This is a genomic window from Oscillibacter sp. GMB15532, from assembly GCF_041020825.1.
In the GTDB taxonomy this organism is placed as follows: Bacteria; Bacillota; Clostridia; order Oscillospirales; family Oscillospiraceae; genus Oscillibacter.
This window is the reverse complement of record NZ_JBEVTO010000001.1, coordinates 204,500-223,529: the sequence shown is the minus strand read 5'-3', so window position 1 is coordinate 223,529 and position 19,030 is coordinate 204,500. Positions and strand designations below refer to the sequence as shown.

General features: G+C 58.7%; 17 protein-coding genes. 15 read left to right on the top strand and 2 right to left on the bottom strand.

Features of this window, described 5'->3' with window-relative positions:
- The first annotated feature begins 419 nt into the window (after positions 1-419).
- Together ftcD and rpoN are read left to right on the top strand one after the other, a co-directional pair.
- Positions 420-1,310, top strand: a complete 891-nt coding sequence (gene ftcD / locus ABVS15_RS01070) for a glutamate formimidoyltransferase (protein WP_369281944.1) — start codon at positions 420-422, stop codon at positions 1,308-1,310.
- A 165-nt stretch (positions 1,311-1,475) separates the two neighbouring features.
- Positions 1,476-2,819: an RNA polymerase factor sigma-54 gene (gene rpoN, locus ABVS15_RS01065; RefSeq protein WP_369281943.1), complete on the top strand. Its 1,344-nt coding sequence runs from the start codon at positions 1,476-1,478 to the stop codon at positions 2,817-2,819.
- 85 nt (positions 2,820-2,904) lie between these two features.
- On the opposite strand, the gene ABVS15_RS01060 is transcribed toward rpoN, so the two are convergent.
- Positions 2,905-3,414, bottom strand: coding sequence for a ferritin (locus tag ABVS15_RS01060; protein ID WP_369281942.1), 510 nt, complete (start codon positions 3,412-3,414; stop codon positions 2,905-2,907).
- A gap of 411 nt (positions 3,415-3,825) precedes the next feature.
- Here ABVS15_RS01060 and ABVS15_RS01055 point away from each other — a divergent pair, with 411 nt between their 5' ends.
- From ABVS15_RS01055 to ABVS15_RS01025, 7 genes are all read left to right on the top strand, one after another.
- Complete coding sequence (locus ABVS15_RS01055; RefSeq protein ID WP_369281941.1) at positions 3,826-4,392, top strand: DUF3793 family protein; 567 nt, start codon at positions 3,826-3,828, stop codon at positions 4,390-4,392.
- Between the two features lie 52 nt (positions 4,393-4,444).
- Positions 4,445-4,870, top strand: a complete 426-nt coding sequence (locus ABVS15_RS01050) for a flavodoxin (RefSeq protein ID WP_369281940.1) — start codon at positions 4,445-4,447, stop codon at positions 4,868-4,870.
- A 364-nt stretch (positions 4,871-5,234) separates the two neighbouring features.
- Positions 5,235-5,447: a FeoA family protein gene (locus tag ABVS15_RS01045; RefSeq protein WP_293009453.1), complete on the top strand. Its 213-nt coding sequence runs from the start codon at positions 5,235-5,237 to the stop codon at positions 5,445-5,447.
- A gap of 14 nt (positions 5,448-5,461) precedes the next feature.
- A complete protein-coding gene (locus ABVS15_RS01040) occupies positions 5,462-5,683 on the top strand; it encodes a FeoA family protein (RefSeq protein WP_312612426.1) in 222 nt (73 codons plus the stop codon).
- Positions 5,684-5,872: 189 nt separating this feature from the next.
- Positions 5,873-8,053 carry a ferrous iron transport protein B gene (gene feoB, locus ABVS15_RS01035; RefSeq protein WP_369281938.1) on the top strand — a complete coding sequence of 727 codons (2,181 nt, stop codon included), beginning with the start codon at positions 5,873-5,875 and terminating at the stop codon, positions 8,051-8,053.
- A gap of 43 nt (positions 8,054-8,096) precedes the next feature.
- On the top strand, positions 8,097-8,249 hold the full coding sequence (locus ABVS15_RS01030; protein WP_369281937.1) for a FeoB-associated Cys-rich membrane protein: 153 nt from the start codon (positions 8,097-8,099) through the stop codon (positions 8,247-8,249).
- Positions 8,250-8,340: 91 nt separating this feature from the next.
- Positions 8,341-8,700, top strand: coding sequence for a metal-dependent transcriptional regulator (locus tag ABVS15_RS01025; RefSeq protein WP_294855877.1), 360 nt, complete (start codon positions 8,341-8,343; stop codon positions 8,698-8,700).
- 145 nt (positions 8,701-8,845) lie between these two features.
- Here the strand turns inward: ABVS15_RS01025 and ABVS15_RS01020 are convergent, their stop codons facing one another.
- A complete protein-coding gene (locus tag ABVS15_RS01020; protein ID WP_369281936.1) occupies positions 8,846-10,504 on the bottom strand; it encodes a ribonuclease J in 1,659 nt (552 codons plus the stop codon).
- A gap of 514 nt (positions 10,505-11,018) precedes the next feature.
- Between ABVS15_RS01020 and ABVS15_RS01015 the strand changes: the two genes are divergently transcribed.
- From ABVS15_RS01015 to ftsH, 6 genes are all read left to right on the top strand, one after another.
- Complete coding sequence (locus ABVS15_RS01015) at positions 11,019-13,004, top strand: DHH family phosphoesterase (RefSeq protein ID WP_369281935.1); 1,986 nt, start codon at positions 11,019-11,021, stop codon at positions 13,002-13,004.
- A gap of 40 nt (positions 13,005-13,044) precedes the next feature.
- Positions 13,045-13,494 carry a 50S ribosomal protein L9 gene (gene rplI, locus ABVS15_RS01010; protein ID WP_369281934.1) on the top strand — a complete coding sequence of 150 codons (450 nt, stop codon included), beginning with the start codon at positions 13,045-13,047 and terminating at the stop codon, positions 13,492-13,494.
- 40 nt (positions 13,495-13,534) lie between these two features.
- A complete protein-coding gene (gene dnaB / locus ABVS15_RS01005; protein ID WP_369281933.1) occupies positions 13,535-14,887 on the top strand; it encodes a replicative DNA helicase in 1,353 nt (450 codons plus the stop codon).
- Positions 14,877-16,208 (top strand): tRNA lysidine(34) synthetase TilS, encoded by a 1,332-nt coding sequence (gene tilS, locus ABVS15_RS01000; RefSeq protein ID WP_369281932.1) that lies wholly within the window; start codon positions 14,877-14,879, stop codon positions 16,206-16,208. Before dnaB ends, tilS begins: the two co-directional genes overlap by 11 nt.
- Positions 16,205-16,756 (top strand): hypoxanthine phosphoribosyltransferase, encoded by a 552-nt coding sequence (hpt, locus tag ABVS15_RS00995; RefSeq protein ID WP_293007805.1) that lies wholly within the window; start codon positions 16,205-16,207, stop codon positions 16,754-16,756. Before tilS ends, hpt begins: the two co-directional genes overlap by 4 nt.
- Before the next feature lie 88 nt (positions 16,757-16,844).
- Positions 16,845-18,635, top strand: a complete 1,791-nt coding sequence (ftsH, locus tag ABVS15_RS00990; RefSeq protein ID WP_369282200.1) for an ATP-dependent zinc metalloprotease FtsH — start codon at positions 16,845-16,847, stop codon at positions 18,633-18,635.
- The last annotated feature ends 395 nt before the right edge of the window (positions 18,636-19,030 follow it).

Genomic DNA, 19,030 nt, shown 5'->3' with positions numbered 1-19,030 from the left:
AAAATTGAATTCTGCCGACCGGAAATCCTCCGGTCCGGACAGTCAAGGGTTTTTCTTACAAGCGCATTCTAACATGCTTGTTTTAAAAAATCAACAAAAATCATAAAAACAAACTAAAAAATTTAGTAGTTTTCACCAAATTAAAGCGGTATTGCGACAATTCACTGCCAAGGCATCGCATCAGCGGGCAAAAGCGCCGGCCAAAGCGTGGTCTTACGAATACAATTATAGGGACTTTGCGTTGAATTCGCGTCAAAAAAAGCGGACGGTCAGTGAAAAAAGGGAGAAATACGAATACTGAGGAGGAAAAACGGTTGCGCGGCGGCATTTTTTTTGCTATGGTACAGATGTTGTGAAAGAATAGGGGAGACGCGGCTGCGCGGCCCCGAAAACCGGGACGGATAAAGGAGTGAAGCGTGATGGATCAGATCATGGAGTGTATCCCAAATTTCAGCGAGGGACGGGATCTTGAAAAGGTAGAAAAAATTGCGGGGGCCTTTCGGGCAAAGGAGAAAGTGAAGCTGCTGGATTACAGCACGGATAAGGACCATAACCGCTGCGTGATTACCGCCGTGGGCAGCCCGGAGGCGCTGCGGAACGCGGTGATTGAGGCCATTGGCATCGCTGTGTCGCTGATTGATTTGACAAAGCACGACGGTCAGCACCCCCGTATGGGGGCGGCCGACGTGGTACCCTTTGTCCCCGTGCGGGGCTGCACGCTGGAGGATGCGGACCGCATCGCCAAGGAGACGGCCGCCGCCGTGGCGGACCGATATGCCCTGCCGGTGTTTCTCTATGAAAAGTCTGCCTCCGCGCCCCATCGGGAGAATCTGGCTGCCATCCGCAAGGGCCAGTTTGAAGGAATGGCGGAAAAAATGAAAAATCCCCTGTGGCGGCCGGACTTTGGGCCAGACACCGTCCATCCCACCGCGGGCGTGACGGCCATCGGCGCGCGGATGCCCCTGGTGGCCTTCAACATCAATTTGAATACACCGGATTTGCACATTGCCGACGAAATTGCTCATCGCATCCGCCACATCAATGGCGGTTTCCGGTTTGTAAAATCCATGGGCGTGCTGCTGGAGGACCGGAATATTGCTCAGGTTTCCATTAATATGACGGATTATACCAAAACCTCCCTCTACCGTGTGTTTGAGACGGTGAAGATGGAGGCCCGGCGCTGGGGTGTGAGCGTAGTGGGCAGTGAGATCATCGGGCTGACGCCCATGGCCGCGTTGGTGGACTGCGCGGAATACTACCTGCGCATTGAGAATTTCCGCATGGACCAGATTTTGGAGACGCGGTTGTAAAGACGACAAAGAGGAAGCGCCCAGACGGCTGTCCGCGAAAGCGGGTGGCCGTCGTCCGCGTTTTTTACGCGTTCTATATGGATATCCACGGCGATTTCTCTTCCCTTTCGACAAAAAATGTGCTAAACTGATAAACAATGACTTCTGTGGGGAGGAGATGGTTGTATGGTTTTTCAGCAGCGCTTGGAACAGGCGCAAAAGCAAATACTGACGCAGGCGATGCTGCAATCGCTTCAATGCCTGCAAATGCCGTCTTTGGAGCTGCGGGAGTTTTTGCATGAGGCCGCGCTTTCCAATCCGCTTTTGGAGGTGGAGGACGCGCCCCACGACGGACCCCGGCCCGAGACGATGGAGGCGGCTCCGGAGACGGCGCTTCCCATCGAGCGGCGGGAGCAGCTTATCTGGGAAGGGGGCGGAGGACTTTCGGATTTTACCTCCTGCCTGACCCGGCCCCAGACCTTTTCAGAATATCTGGACGCTCAATTGGGCCAGTCCGCGCCGCTGGACGGACGGATGCTGGCGCTGAGCCGGTATCTGGTGGGCTGTCTCAACTCCGCCGGATATCTGGACTGCGAGCTTCACGAGCTTGCCTTGGAGATGGACGTGACGGAGCCGGAGCTGGAACAGGCGCTTTTTGCGGTGCAGGCGCTGGATCCGCCGGGTGTGGGCGCCCGAAGCCTGTCAGAGTGTCTGCTGCTGCAATTGGCGCAGGGCAGCGAATTTACCGAGGTGAATATTCACATGATCCGCTTTGGCCTTCCGCTTTTGGCGGAGGGTGATTATGCGGGCCTTGCAAAGCTTTTGGGCGTTTCACCGGCGGAGGCCCGCCGGGCCGGAGACGTGGTCCGCGCACTGAACCCCATTCCCTCCCGTGGCTTTTGCGACCGACGGGGTACGGCGCTGATTGCGCCGGAGGCCGTTATCCGCCGTGCGGGGGACGGACTGGTGATTGAGATGAACGAGGGCGCGGTCCCCCGCGTCTCTTTGAACCGGGAATACTGCAATCTGGTGGGCGACCCCGGGTGTCAGGAGGCCCAGCTTTATCTGAAGGAAAAGCTTGCCGAGGCTAAAAACCTGATGAACAATATGGAGAGCCGGCATGAGACGCTGTTCCGCCTGCTTAGTGCGCTGGTGCGGGAGCAGGAGGGTTACTTTCTCCGCCGGGAGGATTTGCTGCCCATGACCATGGAGCAGGTGGCCCAACACCTGAGTTTAAACGTTTCCACGATCAGCCGCGCGGTGAAGGACAAGTACGTCCAGTTTGACGGACGGATTTTCCCCCTGCGAAAGCTGTTTTCCACCGCGCTGCCCACCGGCGGCTCTGCCGAAGCGGCCCGCAGCCGTCTGCGCCGCTTTGTGGAGGCGGAGGCTCCGGATCGGCCCCTGTCCGACGAGGCGCTGGCGCAGGCGCTGTCCGGGGTGGGCTTTTCCCTGTCCCGGCGCACGGTGGCGAAATACCGGGGCGAGCTGTCCATCCCTCCGGCTTCGCAGCGCCGCAAAAGGATATAGTACACGGGGAGCGGGCGGGATGCCAGAAGATAACGATAAAAGCAGAGACGGGGCCATGGCCCCGTCTCTATTTGTTTACTTTGGGTTACAGCACCAGAGACGGCGGGGCATAGGCCCGGGTCAGCAGCTCACTGTTGAGCATATACAGGCTGCGGGCTTCGCCGCCGTACAGCTCCATCTTGGTAATCTGGTCGCTGGCGTTTTTCTCCTCCTCGCCCTGCTCCTTGATAAACCAATCCAAAAACTGAATGGTGCGGAAGTCGTTCACCTTCTGGGCGGCGGCATAGATGGCATTGATGAGGGCGGTGACATATTTCTCATGCTCCAGACTGACCTTCAGGGGGTCGAGCAGGTTGGAGAAGGCGTTGTCCGGCTGGTCGATGGACAGCAGCTTCACAGGCTCGTCGTTGTTCTGCATGTAGCGGTAAAAGAGCATGGCGTGGTCCTGCTCCTCCTTGGCCTGAATTTCGTACCAGTTGGCGAAGCCGTCCAGCCCCTTGGCGTCATAGTAGTTGGCGATATCCAGATACAGGTAGGCGGAGTAAAACTCCTTATTGATTTGGTTATTCAGCAGCTCAGAAACAGTTTTATCCATTGTAATACCTCCTCGTAATAAAGTGGAAAATGTTGACTGTTGTTAATATTCAGTATAGCATTGCCGCCCGGAAAGTCAAGGCGTTGAAAGAAATTTGCACGCCTTCTCTTGACAAAATGGCGGGGCCGTGGTATTCTCTCAACATCGGTTAGATTAAGCTAACCAACACTTGGAGGCCGCCTGTGGGCGGCATTTCAAAAAGCATAAGATTAGTGATGCCTAACCTACGCCTGCAAACCCAATTCATTAGGAGGCTTTTTGGTGCCCTGCGAAGCTGTTTTTGCGGATGCCTGGCAGAAAAAAGGGAAGGCTATACACGTCATGAGATTTGTTCCATTGACGCGGGAGCCGCCCGCAGGCGGCCCGCATTGACACGGAGCGCACTGCTCCGCAAGACACGGGAGGCAGTTTATGGAGCCACGGTTTGAAACGGCGCTGATTACCCACTGCGCGCCCACCCTGGCGGGGGTGAAGCCCGCCAATCTGTTTCGTTTTCGGAGCGAAAGTCTCGAGCAGCTTCGGTGTGACGCCGTCCGCTGGGACGAGACGCTGAAGCTCTATGGCATTCGCGTTCGGGTTTTAAAGGAATGCCCCTCGCTGGACGCAGGGATGCTCTATGTCTATCGGGAGTCCTGGGTGGCCAGACTGCTGGAAGAAGAAGGCAGCCGCGCATTTCTGGAGGGCGAGGGCTACTCCTGCTCCGGCGTGTCCTCTATGCTGGACCAGCTCTCCGAGCGTTTGTGCATGGAGGCGGAGTATCCCCACGAAATCGGAATTTTTCTGGGCTATCCGCTGGAGGATGTGGTGGGCTTTATTGAAAACCGGGGCTGGAATTATACCTGCTGCGGCTATTGGAAAGCCTATGGCGACCCGGCTGCCGCGCAGAAATGCTTTGACCGGTACCGCAAATGCACGGCAGTGTATAAGGAGCGGTATGCCCGGGGAGTCCCACTTATTGAGCTTGTGGTGGCTGCATAGCCGCTGCTGGTCATAATTATTTAATCTATCTGCTGAGAAAGGAAACTGCATCATGAACAAAGTTGCAATCGTCTATTGGAGCGGCACCGGCAATACGGAAAAAATGGCCCAGTGCATTGCGGAGGGCGTCAAGGAAGCGGGCGGCGAGGCCGAACTGCTGGGCCCCGGCGATTTTTCCACTGCCCGGTTTAAGGAGTACGGAGCTGTGGCCTTCGGCTGCCCCGCCATGGGGTCCGAGGTTTTGGAGGAGAGCGAGTTCGACCCCATGTTCACCGCCCTGGAGGGCGATCTCACCGGCAAGCGCATTGCGCTGTTCGGCTCCTACGGCTGGGGCGACGGCCAGTGGATGCGTGACTGGTGCAAGCGCTGCGACAGCGCCAACCTCTATGAAGAGGAGGGCCTGGTCGCCAACGAAATGCCTGATGACGCGAGTCAGGAAGCCTGCCGCGAGCTGGGCCGGGGACTTGCCAAGTGGTAACGAGCCGCGCCCTATAAAAAAGGATACATAGATTCTGTTTACCTTCTTTTTTCCCCGGATGCTGCCCCCGTGCGGTTCAGGCTGACCGTGCGGGGGCGGATCCGTTTTTGGGGGCGCATTTTGCTGGGCTTTGCGTTATTGCAAAAAGCAGTCTTGTAAATCTGCACAAAGGAAAGGGGACAGGCCTTTTTCAATCCGTATAAGTTAGCGAAACTAACTTAAAGCCGCCGGACGCATGAAAAAGGGGGTTGACAAGGACGGTTAGGGGTAGTAAACTCTAGCTGTAAGAGAGGTAAGTTGTGACTTACCTTTGTATTTGGAGTTGCGGTTAGCAATCGCTAATCCTTGAGAGGGGGGAGAGCCTATGATGCCGCTGACGATGGCGAGAACAGGGGAGACTGTGACGATCCGTAAGATTTCCGGCAAGGACGAGGTGCGCCAGCACTTGGCGGAGCTGGGCTTTGTGGTGGATGAAGATATCACGGTGGTCAGTGAGATTGCCGGGAATCTGATTCTCCAGGTGAAGGACAGCCGCATTGCTCTGGACAAGACAATGGCCAATCGCATTATGATTTGAGGAGGAGGAGAGACATGAGGACACTGAGAGAAGTAAAGGTGGGCGAAAACGCCACCGTGGTAAAACTCCACGGCGAGGGTGCCACCAAGCGGAGGATTATGGACATGGGCATCACCAAGGGCGTGGAGGTTCACGTGCGGAAGGTAGCCCCTTTGGGCGACCCCATGGAGTTGAACGTGCGGGGCTATGAGCTCAGCCTGCGCAAAGCCGACGCGGAGATGATCGAAATTCAGTAAGCTGTACATTTTTTTCGCGGACAAATCCGGGAAGCCGGATTTTCCGCGGGAGCGAGTAGGGCGTGCGGAGCGCGTTTGCTCATGAAAGCAGACCGGGCGCGGAGAGGTCCGCTCCCGCAGGGCGGCGGAGGGCCGCCGTTTTCAAGGGCTAAAGGTTAGCTCTTACTAACATTTTGGAAGGAGAAAACGATGGATATTAAAATTGCACTGGCCGGCAATCCGAACTGCGGCAAAACCACACTGTTCAACGACTTGACCGGCTCCAACCAGTACGTGGGCAACTGGCCCGGCGTGACCGTGGAAAAGAAGGAGGGCAAGCTGAAAGGCCACAAGGATGTGGTGATTCAGGATTTGCCCGGCATCTATTCCCTGTCCCCCTATACGCTGGAGGAGATGGTGGCCCGGGGCTATCTGGTGAGTGAGAAGCCGGATGCCATTTTGAACATTGTGGACGGCACCAACATCGAGCGGAACCTCTATCTTACCACCCAACTGGTGGAGCTGGGCCTGCCGGTGCTGGTGGCGGTGAACATGATCGATCTGGTGCGGAAAAACGGCGATCAGATTGATTTGCAGAAGCTGGCGGAGGCGCTGCACTGCGAGGTTGTGGAGATGAGCGCGCTGAAGAGCGAGGGCAGCATTTCCGCCGCCGAGAAAGCGATGGCGCTGGGCCAGTCCCGCAAGGCAGGGGAGCTTCCCCATGTGTTCACCGGCAGTGTGGAGCACGCCATTGCCCACATCGAGGAGTCCATTCAGGGAAAAGTGGACGACCGCTTCCTCCGCTGGTATGCCATTAAGATTTTCGAGCGGGACAGCAAGGTCCTCTCCGAGCTGAACATCGATGCCGGCTTGAAGGCCCATCTGGAAGAACATATCACCGACTGTGAAAAAGAGCTGGACGATGACGCAGAGAGCATCATCACCAACCAGCGGTATGCTTACATCAACGGCGTGGTGAACAAGGCTGTGAAGCGGCAGCGGGCCAAGCACGATCTCACCTCCTCCGACAGAATCGACCGTGTTGTCACCAACCGGATTTTGGCGCTGCCTATTTTCGCGGTCATCATGTTTGCGGTGTATTGGGTGGCTATGGGTCCCTTCGGCAGCTTCCTGACCGACTGGACCAACGATGTGCTGGGCGCCGCGTGGCTTCAGGAGGGTTCCCGTGCGCTGCTGGAGGGCTGGGGTGTTGCCGAGTGGCTGATCGGCCTGATCTCCGACGGTATCATCGCTGGTGTTGGCGCGGTGCTGGGCTTTGTCCCCCAGATGCTGGTGCTCTTCTTTATGCTGGCTATTCTGGAGGACGTGGGCTATATGGCCCGTATCGCCTTCATCATGGACCGGATTTTCCGGAAGTTTGGCCTGTCCGGCAAGAGCTTCATCCCCATGCTCATCGGCACGGGCTGCGGCGTGCCCGGCGTAATGGCCTCCCGCACCATTGAAAACGAGCGGGACCGGCGCATGACCGTCATGACCACCTGCTTCATTCCCTGCGGTGCGAAAATGCCCATCATCGGCCTGTTCGCCGGCGCGATGTTTGACGGCAGCGGCCTTGTGGCCGTGTCTGCCTATTTCATCGGCGTGGCCTCCATTGTAATCTCCGGCATCATCCTGAAAAAGACAAAGGGCTTTGCAGGGGACCCGGCGCCCTTCGTCATGGAGTTGCCCGCCTATCACGTTCCCGCCATGAGCAACGTGCTGCGGGCCACTTGGGAGCGCGGCTGGTCCTTTATCAAGCGGGCAGGTACCATCATCGTGGCCGCGTCCATGGTGCTGTGGTTCCTTCAGGGCTTTGGCTTTGTGGACGGCGCGTTCGGCATGGTGGAGGATAACAATGGCTCTTTGCTTGCTGCCATCGGCGGTGCGGTGTGCATCATCTTCGCGCCTTTGGGCTTCGGCGACTGGCAGTCCACGGTGGCTACCGTCACCGGCCTGATTGCCAAGGAGAACGTGGTTTCCACCTTCGGCGTCCTGTTCCACATCGGGGAAGAGGTTGCCGAGGACGACGCGGGCCTCTGGGCCGCCATCGCGGCCCACTACACGGTTCTCTCCGCTTACAGCTTCATGGTCTTCAACCTGCTGTGCGCTCCCTGCTTCGCGGCGATGGGTGCCATCCGGCGGGAGATGAACAACGCCAAATGGACCGCCGCCGCCATTGGTTATATGTGCGGCTTCGCCTATGTGATGGCCCTGATGATCTATCAGCTGGGCGGCCTGCTACTGGGCGAGGTATCCTTTGGCGCGGGCACCGTGGCGGCGCTTGTGGTGCTGGCGGGTCTTATATATCTCCTGTTCCGCAAGAATAAGTACGACGGCAATGTCCTCTCCGTCAGCTCTGTGGACGCCGCGGCCAAGGCTGGCGTCCGGTAATATACACATCTACATTTGACACTTTGAAAGGAGTGGTCTGCACATGAATCCACCGACAATTATCATAGGCCTGATCGTTCTGGGTATCTTCGTGGCCATCGTGGCCCGCGGCGTCCACAACAGGAAAAACGGGAAAGGCGGCTGCTCCTGCGGAAGCGCCTGCGGCGCCTGCGGCGGAAGCTGCCACGAGAAATAAACATTCACTTCACACACTTCACATTTGGGGCGCGGGCAGAGCAAACTCCGCCCGCGCTTCCCTGTGCCCATTTTGAAACAGGAGGATCATAATGGAACGACTGACCCCGGCGCATCGGCGCTATCTTGCGGCAATTTACGACCTGGCTCACGCCATGCCGGATGTCAGCACCGTGGAGCTGGCCAAAGCGCTGCATGTGACCAAACCCTCTGTCACCCGGATGTCCGCAGTCCTGATGGAAAAGGGCTTTCTGGTGCGGAAGCGGTACGGAAAAATCTATCTCACGGACACGGGCTTTCTGGCGGCAAGAGATTTCAAAAGGAAGGCCCTTCAATTGCAGTCCCTTCTGCCAAGGCTGGGCCTTGACCTGACGGAGGGCGAGAGCTTTGAGCTTTCCTGCCTGCTGGCGGCCTCCTTGCCGGAACGGGCGCTGGAGGGACTTGGCGCCTGATATAAAGGCTTTGCCGATTGTAGCGCGGCAGCGGCGGGGTTCCGCGTGCCATTCCCGGAAAGGAACGGGGCCGGCGCTCCACCTGAAAAGCAACGGCAAAAAGCGCCGCCCCGAATCTTCGGGGCGGCGCTCTGTTTGTTTTTGGTTACAGCTTGGTGACCACGGGAATGATCATGGGACTGCGTTGGGTATTTTTAAAGAGGTAATTGCTGACGGCGGACTTCACCGCGCTGCGCAGCTCGCCGTCGTCCCGCCCGCGGCTGCGGGGGGCGTTGGATGCCGCCTCCATGGCGATATTTTCCAGCTCCCGCATCATCTCGTCGGACTCCTTCACATAGATAAAGCCGCGGGTGACAATCTCCGGCTTGGAGAGAAGCTGCCCGTCGTGGGAGGAGACAGGGAGAATCACCACCACCATGCCGTCCTCGGCAAGGCGCTTGCGGTCCCGCATGACCACGGCGCCCACGTCGCCCACGCCGGAGCCGTCCACATATACCTCTCCGGAGGGGACAGAGCCGTTGACCTTCATGCTCTTGCCGGTGATTTCAATGACAGCGCCGTTTTGAGCGATGGCAATGTGATTACGATCCATACCCATGGACTGCGCTAGATTGGAGTGGATTTGCAGCATCCGCTGCTCGCCGTGGACGGGGATGAAGAACCGGGGCTTCGTCAGCGCGTGGACGATTTTCAGCTCCTCCTGGCAGGCGTGGCCGGAGACGTGGAGCATATCGGCCCGGTCGTAAACCACGTTTACGCCCTTGCGGAACAGCTCGTTGATGACCCGGCCCACCGTTACCTCGTTGCCGGGGATGGCGGAGGCGGAGATAATCACCTTGTCGCCCGCTCCCAGCTCCACCTGACGGTGGGTGGAAAACGCCATGCGGTACAGGGCGCTCATTTCTTCGCCCTGAGAGCCGGTGGTGACGATGACCTGCTTGTTTTTGGGCAGGCCCTTGATGCGGTTCAGGTCCAGAAGGGTGTTCTTGGGAACCTTCATATAGCCAAGTTCCGTGGAAACCCGCATCATGTTTTCCATGCTCCGGCCGGTGACCGCTACCTTTCGTCCCGTGGCGGCCGCAGCGTCCAGCACCTGCTGGATGCGGTGTACGTTGGAGGCGAAGGTGGTGACGAGGATACGCTCGTTGCACCCGGTGAACTGGCGAATGAAGGCGGCGCCCACGGTTTTTTCAGACGGGGTAAAACCGGGCCGCTCCACATTGGTGGAGTCTGCACAAAGGGCAAGCACGCCCTCCTTCCCCAACGCGCCCAGCCGGGCAAGGTCCATGACCTCGCCGTCGATGGGGGTGGAGTCGATTTTAAAGTCGCCGGTGTGGACCACGGTGCCCATCCGGGTGTGGATGGCAAAGGCCACGGAGTCCGCGATGGAGTGGTTCACGTGGATAAATTCCACATTGAATTTCCCCGCCCGGACGGTTTCGCCCGGCTCCACGGTGATGAGCTTGGTGGACTTCACCAGCCCGTGCTCCTCCAGCTTCAGCTTGATCAGGCCCGCGGTGAGCCGTGTGCAGTAGATGGGAATGTTAATTTGCTTGAGCACGTAGGGGATGGCCCCCACATGGTCCTCATGCCCGTGAGTGATGAACAGGCCGCGGACGCGGGTGCGGTTTTTAATTAGATACGTCACATCGGGAATTACCAGGTCGATGCCGTACATGTCGTCTCCCGGAAAGGCCATGCCGCAGTCCACGACGATCATCTCGCCGCCGTACTCGTAGACGGTCATGTTCTTGCCGATTTCGTCCAGCCCCCCGAGAGGGATGATTTTCAGTTTTTCTGCCATAAATTCAGAGAACTCCTTTTATAGAAAATAAGTAAAAAAGTGATGGAGAAATCCCAGGCTGTACGGCGGAAAACGTATACCAAAATAGGGCGCGAGAGCGATTTGCACTGCAAAAAGCCGCACCAAACTAAGGACGGTCCAACTTCGTCCGGCCCCGTCTCGCCGGCGGAAGAATGAACTGCGTCCGCGCTGTACCCTGTGAGATTGTCCGTTTATTAAACCGGGATGGGACCGCGGTCCTGCCCAGTGAAATACAAAAACATCAACGGGCTGCAGCGGCGGCAAGGGGCAAAAAAGCCCGGCTCAGCGGCCTGCGCGCAAGCTCCCGAATGATACTGTATAGGATAGTATAGCACATGCCCCCTCCTTTGTATACACCTTTTTAAAAAATTGGGGAGGGGGCGAAAACAGAAAAAATCTTGCCCGAAAAACAAAGGGGTGGTATACTAGTAAAATCTATGGCTTAGGAGCATGACTGCGCGGGCCGCAGTGCTCCGGAGGAGGGCAACCGATTATGAATAAAAAGTTTTCCCGGCTGCTGGAGCCCAATTTAAAACTCTATTTTCTCTGCCTGCTGCTGTTCGCGGCGGTGACCGTTCCGGTGCAGCCTCTGCTGGCGGCGGCGGAGGGCGCGGTCACGGTGGGAATGTATCTTTTTTTCCGCTCCAGCACACAGAAACGCAAGCAGGGGATTTTGCAGTATATCAACAGTCTGACCGGCAGCGTGGACGCCGCCAGCAAATCCACCCTGATTAACTCGCCCCTGCCCATCATGGTTTTTCGCCCGGATACCGGCGAAATCATCTGGAGCAACGAGGATTTTTTGCAGCTTGTGGGCGTGCGGGAGCATCTGTTTGAGATTAAGGTGGAGGACACGGTGCCGGGGATGCCGGTTGCTTGGCTGCTGGAGGGAAAGCAGGAGTGCCCCGACCGGGTGGTGATGAACAACCGCCGCTTCCGGGTATATGGCAGCCTTGTCCGGGCCAAGGACCGGGACGGCACCCAGAATCTGGTGGCTACCACCTACTGGGTGGACACCACGGAATACGACGCCATGCGGGAGAAGTTCGAGCGTTCCCGCCCCGTGGTGGCGCTTTTGAATGTGGACAACTATGAAGAGCTGATGAAGGTCAGCGGCGAGGCCCAGCGCAGCGCCATTCAGGCCCAGATTGACGAAAAGCTGACGGCGTGGGCGGTGGACACGGGGCTTCTGGTGAAGACCAACCGGGACCGCTATCTTCTTTTGACAGAGGAAAAGGACTATGCTCCGCTGGTGGCGGAGAAGTTTTCCGTTCTGGATTCCATGCGGGAAATCGGCGCCGAGGGGTCCCACCCCACGCTGTCCATCGGCGTGGGCCGGGAGGCCGACGGGATGGCGGAGCTTTACAAAAATGCGTCTTTATCGCTGGAGATGGCGCTGAGCCGGGGCGGCGATCAGGCGGTGGTCCGGGGCAAGCTGGATTTTGAGTTTTACGGCGGAAGGACCAAAAGCCCGGAAAAGCGGACGAAGGTAAAGTCCCGGGTCATGGCCAATGCGCTGGGTGAGCTGATGAGCGACGCGCGGCAGGTGTATATAATGGGCCACTCCTTTGCCGATATGGACGCGGTGGGCGCGGCGGCAGGCCTTTGCTGCGCGGCCCGCAAGCTGGGAAAGCACCCGCAGGTGGTCATCGATCTGAACCATAACGCGGCGGAGGCCGTGCTGGAAAAGCTGCGGAGCCGGGCGGAATACGCCGGTGTGTTCTTGGGCGGCAGCGAGGCGCTTTTGCGGATGCAGCCGGGGGCGCTGCTGATCGTGGTGGACACCAACCGGCCGGACTTTGTGGAAAGCACCGCCGTGCTGGAGGCGTGCAACCGGGTGGCAGTCATCGACCACCACCGCAGGGCCGCCAGCTACATCGAAAACGCTGCGCTGAATTTCCACGAGCCGTATGCCTCCTCGGCCTCGGAGCTGGTGACGGAGCTTTTACAGTATCTGGTGGAGCCCAGCGACCTTCTTCCCGAGGAGGCAGAGGCGCTCCTTGCCGGCATCGTGCTGGATACGAAGCATTTCACCATGCGCACCGGCGGGCGGACTTTTGAGGCGGCCGCCTTCCTGCGCCGGGCAGGGGCGGACACCAGCGCGGTGCAGCGCCTGTTCCAGAATGATTTGACGGAGATGGTTTCCCGTTACGACATTATCCGCCAGGCGGAGCTGTACCGGGACGACATCGCCGTGGCCACCGTGACGGAGGACGGCGTGGAGCGGGTGGCGGCGGCACAGGCTGCCGACGAGCTGCTGACGCTCAAGGGCGTGCAGGCTTCCTTTGTGATCTACCGGGACGGGGAGAGCGTTTTGATGTCCGCCCGGTCCATGGGGGATATCAACGTGCAGGTGATTCTGGAGACGCTGGGCGGGGGCGGGAACTCCACCACCGCAGGCGGTCGTGTGGAGGACAGCGATCCTGACACTGTCCGGGAAAAGCTGCTGGAGGCCGTGGACGATTATCTGAAAAAATAAAAGATCCTTTGCGGGATCGGACAAATAAGGAGAGATACCGATGAAAGTGATTTTGATGCAGGATGTGAAGGGCCAGGGAAAGAAGGGCCAGATGGTGGAGGTTTCCGAGGGCTACGCCCGGAATTTCCTGCTGCCCCGCAAGCTGGCCACCGCCGCCACGGCGGACGCGGTCAACACCATGAACATGAAGGAAAAGGCCCGCAAAGCCGAGGAAGCCCGCCAGAAGGCCGAGGCCGAGGCCACGGCGGAAAAGCTGAAGGAGTGCCCCGTCAAGGTCACCGCCAAGGCGGGAACCGGCGGACGGCTGTTCGGCGCCATCACCACCAAGGAGATTTCCGAGGAGCTTCAGAAGCAGTACGGCGTGGACATCCCCAAGCAGAAGCTGGCGCTGGAGGACCCGATCAAGGCCTTCGGCAACTATGAGGTCCGGGCCAAGCTGGGCTTCGAGGTGAGCGGCACTGTGTACGTGTCCGTCTACGAGGAGAAATAAGCGGCCCATGCATCCAAAACACGCCCGGAGGTGATTTTTCGTGGCAATTGAAGATTTGCTTCTGCGCCAGACGCCCCACTCTCTGGAGGGGGAGCAGGCGGTGCTGGGTTCCGTTCTCATCGACCCGGACTGTGTAAAGGAGGTCGTGGATAAGCTGCGGCCCGAGGATTTTTACCTGCGCCAGAACCGGGAGATTTTTGAAACCATCTGCTCCATGTTCACCTACGCGAGGCCCATCGACGGGATCACGGTGGCGGAGGAGATGCAGAAAAACGGCACCTACGACGAAAATACTACCCGGGCCTATCTTGCCCAGCTGATCGAAATTACCCCCACGGCGGCAAACGTTCTGGAATACGCTGCGATCGTCCGGGATAAGGCCCTTCTGCGCGCCGTGGCGCAGGCTGCCTCGGAGATCACCGCCATGGTGCAGGAGGGCGGCGGCGAGGCCGCGGAAACGCTGGAAGCGGCGGAGCAGCGGATTTTTGCTATCCGCCGGGGACAGGGCGCGCAGGGAATGACCCCTGTCCGGCAGGTTTTGCCGGACGTGTTGGACCGGCTCAGTGAAATGAGCGAGTCCGCCTCGGGCATGCCGGGCCTGTCCACGGGCCTTTCCATGCTGGATACAAAAATCACGGGCCTGAACAAGTCGGATTTGATTTTGCTGGCGGCCCGGCCCGGCATGGGCAAAACCTCTATGGCGTTGAACATGGCCCTGAACGTGGCCAAGGGGACCGACCGGTCCGTGGCCGTCTTCTCTCTGGAGATGTCCAAGGAGCAGCTTGTTTTGCGGCTCCTTTCCTCCGAAGCGCTGGTGGAGAGCAACAAGCTGCGCACCGGATCCCTGCGGGAGACGGACTGGGAGAGAATTGCAGATGCAGCCACGGTGCTCAACCGGGTGGATATCCGCATCGACGACAACCCGCTTCTGTCTGTGGCGGACATGAACGCCAAATGCCGCAGGCTTGATAATCTGGGGCTGGTAGTCATCGACTATTTGCAGTTGATGACCTCCGCCGGGGGGAAAAGCAAGGGCGGAGAGAACCGCCAGCAGGTGGTTTCCGACATTTCCCGAACGTTGAAAATCATGGCCAAGGAGCTGGACGTGCCGGTGATTTGCCTCAGCCAGCTAAGCCGCGCCAACGAAAAGCGGGACGACAAGCGCCCCATGCTCTCCGACCTCCGGGAATCCGGCGCCATCGAGCAGGACGCGGACATCGTGCTATTTCTCTATCGGGACGACTACTATAACGAGGACTCCGAAAAGCGCAACATTGCCGAGTGCATCGTGGCGAAAAACCGCCACGGCGAGACGGGAAAGGTGGAGCTGAAGTGGGTGCCGGAGTATACCATGTTCGGTACGCTGGAGACGCGGTACGACGATGAGGACTGAACTTCCCTCCGCTGAAAAATTTATGACGGCGCATTTTTCCGCCGGGACGGAGCTGCTGTGCGCTGTGTCCGGGGGGCTGGACTCCATGTGCCTGCTGGACTTTACTGTCCGCTGGGCGGAGGGACGGGGAATTGCTGTCGCCGCCGCTCACTTTCACCACGGGCTGCGGGGCGCCTCGGCGGATCGGGACGAGATTTTTGTCCGGGACTTTTGCACACAGTGGGGCATTCCCTTTGTCTCCGGACGGGGGGATGCCCGGGCGGCGGCAAGGGAAGAGGGCCTTTCTCTGGAGGAAGCCGCCCGACGGCTGCGGTATGCCTTTTTGGAGGAAGCCGCGTCCAAGCGGCACAGCGCCGCCATTCTCACCGCCCACCACGCCGACGACAACGCGGAGACTATGCTGTTAAACCTCTGCCGGGGGACCGGCTCCGCGGGGCTGGGGATTCCCGCCGTGCGGGGGAATATTTACCGTCCGTTTCTGGAGCTGACCCGGGCACAGCTTGCGGATTACGCCCATGCCCGGGGCCTGCCCCATGTGGAGGACGAGACGAACGACGAGGACGACGCGGCCCGGAACCTGCTTCGGCACAGGGTTTTGCCTGTGCTGCGGGAGATCAACCCCAAAGCGGTGCAAAACATGGCCCGCTCCGCCGGGCTTCTGGCGGCGGAGGATGCGCTGTTGGACGAACTTGCGGCAAAGCTGATGGAGCAGGCCGAGCTGTCCGGGGACCGGGCCACCATACCGTGGGAAATCCTGCGCGCCGCGCCGGAGGCTCTGCGGGGCAGGGCGGTGCTGGGGCTGATGGAAAGAGTCTGCGGACGGCGGAGGGATTTGTCCGCCGCCCATGCGGGTGCTGTGCTGTCCTTGGGAATGGGCCGGGAATACTCCTTGCCTTACGGGCTGCTGGCCCGCAACAATGGAGAAGCGCTGGAGCTTTATAAAGCAAGTCCCATGCCACGGCCCGTGCCGCTTTTGCGGGGACAGATTGTGGAATTTGGCAAATGGCGCGTGCTGCTGGGGAGCGAGGGCCCGCCGGGGAGCGTTTCCTATCGGCTGTGCGTACCGGGGCCGCTTGAGGCGACACTCTGGCGCAGCGGGGACCGCATGAATCTGCCGGGAAGTCGGGGCGCGCGGACGTTGAAGCGGCTGTTTTCCGACGCAGGGATTTCCCCGGAGGAACGGGACCGTTTGCCGGTGCTGCGGACAGGGGGGCGGCCGGTAGCCGCGCCGTATCTTGGTGTGGATTTGGAGTTTTCCGCCGGGGCGCCCGGCGAATGGGTGACATTTTATACAGAAGATATAGAGGGAGAGATACTATGAGAAGTGAGATGGAAAACGATATCCTCAAAATTCTGGTGACGGAGGAGCAGATTCAGACCCGCATCGCGGAGCTGGGCGAGGAGCTGTACAAGGAATTTGAGGGGAAGAACCCGCTGTTCCTGGGCGTGTTAAAGGGCTGCTTTCTGTTCATGGCGGACCTGGTGAGGGCCTGTCAGGTGAAAAGCGACGTGGAGTATATCGCCGTCAGCTCTTATGAAAACGCCACCAGTTCCTCCGGCCGGGTGAAGATTGTCCATGACATTCAGCAGGACATCACGGACCGGCACGTCATCGTGGTGGAGGACATTTTGGACTCCGGCAATACCCTTGCGTTTCTCAGCGAGTATTTCAAAACCCGGGGCGCGGCCTCCATCACCATCGTAACGTTACTGGATAAGCCCTCCCGCAGGACCAAGGCCGTCAACGCCGATTATGTCGGCTTTGTGGTGCCGGACGAGTTTGTGGTAGGCTACGGACTGGATTATTGCCAGCAGTATCGCAACGTCCCCTATATCGGCGTGCTGAAGCCGGAGGTTTATTCCCGCTAAACGGGCGCTTGGCCCGCAAAGGAGTGAGGACCCGTTGAAAAATTCAAAAGCAACAAATGCGATGACCTTTGTCTTTCTGGCGGTGGTGATGCTGCTGTGTGCCATGTACCTTTGGCGCAGCAGTTCTGTCGCCGAGCCGCTGGAGTATTCCGAGGTGGTGCGCCTTATCAAGCAGGAGAAGGTGGAGAGCCTTGATATCTTCAACAACACGCTGACGCTGCATCTGCGCACGCAGATCAACGGCAGCACTACCGCGGTCCACGAGCTGTATGATTTCGAGCTGTTTTACAGCGATTTGAACGACCTGATTCAGGAGCAGGCCGCCAAGGGCATCATCACCTCCTACAACTACCGGGCGGACCACTCTACCAACTGGTTGGCGATTCTGCTGCCCTATGTGGCGGCGGCACTGCTGTTGGGCGGCATGTGGTATGTCATGTCCCTCCGCTCCGGCGGCGCGGGCGGCCCGGACCGCATGAACCGATTCAGCGAGGCCCGGACGCACACGCTTTCCGAGCGGGATAAGTCCATCACCTTTGCGGATGTTGCGGGGGCCGACGAGGAGAAGGAAGAGCTGCGGGAGATTGTAGAGTTTTTGAAGGACCCGCAGAAGTACACCGAGCTGGGCGCCCGGATTCCAAAGGGTGTGCTGCTGGTGGGCCCTCCGGGCACGGGAAAAACTTTGCTTGCAAAGGCCGTGGCGGGAGAGGCCGGGGTGGGCTTTTTGTCCATCTCCGGGTCGGACTTTGTGGAGCTTTACGTGGGCGTGGGCGCGTCCCGGGTGCGGGACCTGTTCAAAGAAGCGGTGAAGACCACGCCCTGCATTGTATTCATTGACGAGATTGACGCCGTGGGCCGACAGAGGGGCACCGGCGTGGGCGGCGGCCACGACGAGCGGGAGCAGACCTTGAATCAGCTTCTGGTGGAGATGGACGGCTTTTCCGCCAACGAGGGCGTGGTGGTGCTGGCCGCAACCAACCGGGTGGACGTTCTGGACCCGGCCCTGCTGCGCCCGGGCCGGTTTGACCGGCAGGTGTTTGTGGGTCTTCCCGACATTCGCGGACGCGAGGAAATTCTCAAGGTACACACCCGGGGAAAGCCCCTGTCTGAGGATGTTGATTTGAGCGAGGTGGCTAAGGGAACCCCCGGCTTCACCGGGGCGGACCTTGAAAATCTCACCAATGAGGGGGCGCTGCTGGCGGCCCGGCGGAACCAGAAATTCATCACCATGGCGGATTTGAAGGAGGCGGAGATCAAGGTCATCGCCGGACCGGAGAAGAAAAGCCGGGTGATTCCCGAGCACGAGCGCCGGCTTACCGCCTTCCACGAGGCGGGCCACGCCATTGTGATGCACGCACTGCCCAGCCACGATCCGGTGAACCAGATTTCCATTGTGCCCCGGGGACAGGCGGGCGGCATGACCATTTCTTTGCCGCAGGAGGACCGCTCCTATATGTCCAAGCAGTATCTGGAGGAGCAGATTGTGGCCCTTCTGGGCGGGCGCGCCGCCGAAAGTCTGGTGCTGGGGGACATCTCTACCGGCGCGGGCAACGACATTCAGCGGGCCACCCGCATTGCCCATAAAATGGTGGCCACCTATGGCATGAGCGAAAAGCTTGGCACTGTGTCCTTTGAAACCGGTCACGACGAGGTGTTTCTGGGCCGGGCCATGGGGCAGGGTCGCAGCTATTCTGAGCAGATTGCCGCCCAGATCGACGAGGAGGTGCGCCGCATCGTGACCGCCGCCTACGACCGGTGCGAACTGATTTTGCGGGAGCGGCGCTCTCAACTCGATTCGGTGGCAAATTTCCTGCTGGCCAACGAGACAATGACGCGCCAGGAATTTTTGACCGTGGTGGAGGCATCTACACGGGTATAAGCGCATGAGAAAGTCCCCGCCGTCCGTCGACGGCGGGGACTTTTTTGAAAAACAGCCCCGCACCAGCATCGGCCAGGCTTTTGAAGTGTGCGTATTTTATCAAGAGGATCAAAAGCAGAACAAAATGCGGGCTGAGACGTAAGAGTACGCAATTATTTTTTGCTTCCTTCGGCAAAATCACGAAAATGATTGTCCTTGTATCGAGGACATGAATCGTGAATTTTTTTTGTAATAGCTACATATGTTTTCTGTATAGAGACAAAGTAAAATTTTTTTTTGGAAATTTATGGGTGGTAAAACGAATTTAAAGCGCTGCGCTGTATATAATTCTACTTGAAAAACCGGAAGAAATTCCGTAAAATGCTTCTTATGCAAAGAGAATTGAAAAACGGTTC

Coding starts and splice junctions, on each gene's coding strand:
- tilS (WP_369281932.1), top strand. CDS start 14,877: ATGAGGACTGAACTTCCCTCCGCTGAAAAATTTATGACGGCGCATTTT.
- ABVS15_RS01030 (WP_369281937.1), top strand. CDS start 8,097: ATGAATCCACCGACAATTATCATAGGCCTGATCGTTCTGGGTATCTTC.
- rplI (WP_369281934.1), top strand. CDS start 13,045: ATGAAAGTGATTTTGATGCAGGATGTGAAGGGCCAGGGAAAGAAGGGC.
- ABVS15_RS01015 (WP_369281935.1), top strand. CDS start 11,019: ATGAATAAAAAGTTTTCCCGGCTGCTGGAGCCCAATTTAAAACTCTAT.
- ABVS15_RS01040 (WP_312612426.1), top strand. CDS start 5,462: ATGAGGACACTGAGAGAAGTAAAGGTGGGCGAAAACGCCACCGTGGTA.
- ABVS15_RS01025 (WP_294855877.1), top strand. CDS start 8,341: ATGGAACGACTGACCCCGGCGCATCGGCGCTATCTTGCGGCAATTTAC.
- ABVS15_RS01020 (WP_369281936.1), bottom strand. CDS start 10,504: ATGGCAGAAAAACTGAAAATCATCCCTCTCGGGGGGCTGGACGAAATC.
- ABVS15_RS01055 (WP_369281941.1), top strand. CDS start 3,826: ATGGAGCCACGGTTTGAAACGGCGCTGATTACCCACTGCGCGCCCACC.
- ABVS15_RS01060 (WP_369281942.1), bottom strand. CDS start 3,414: ATGGATAAAACTGTTTCTGAGCTGCTGAATAACCAAATCAATAAGGAG.
- feoB (WP_369281938.1), top strand. CDS start 5,873: ATGGATATTAAAATTGCACTGGCCGGCAATCCGAACTGCGGCAAAACC.
- ftsH (WP_369282200.1), top strand. CDS start 16,845: ATGCTGCTGTGTGCCATGTACCTTTGGCGCAGCAGTTCTGTCGCCGAG.
- ABVS15_RS01050 (WP_369281940.1), top strand. CDS start 4,445: ATGAACAAAGTTGCAATCGTCTATTGGAGCGGCACCGGCAATACGGAA.
- rpoN (WP_369281943.1), top strand. CDS start 1,476: ATGGTTTTTCAGCAGCGCTTGGAACAGGCGCAAAAGCAAATACTGACG.
- hpt (WP_293007805.1), top strand. CDS start 16,205: ATGAGAAGTGAGATGGAAAACGATATCCTCAAAATTCTGGTGACGGAG.
- ABVS15_RS01045 (WP_293009453.1), top strand. CDS start 5,235: ATGATGCCGCTGACGATGGCGAGAACAGGGGAGACTGTGACGATCCGT.
- ftcD (WP_369281944.1), top strand. CDS start 420: ATGGATCAGATCATGGAGTGTATCCCAAATTTCAGCGAGGGACGGGAT.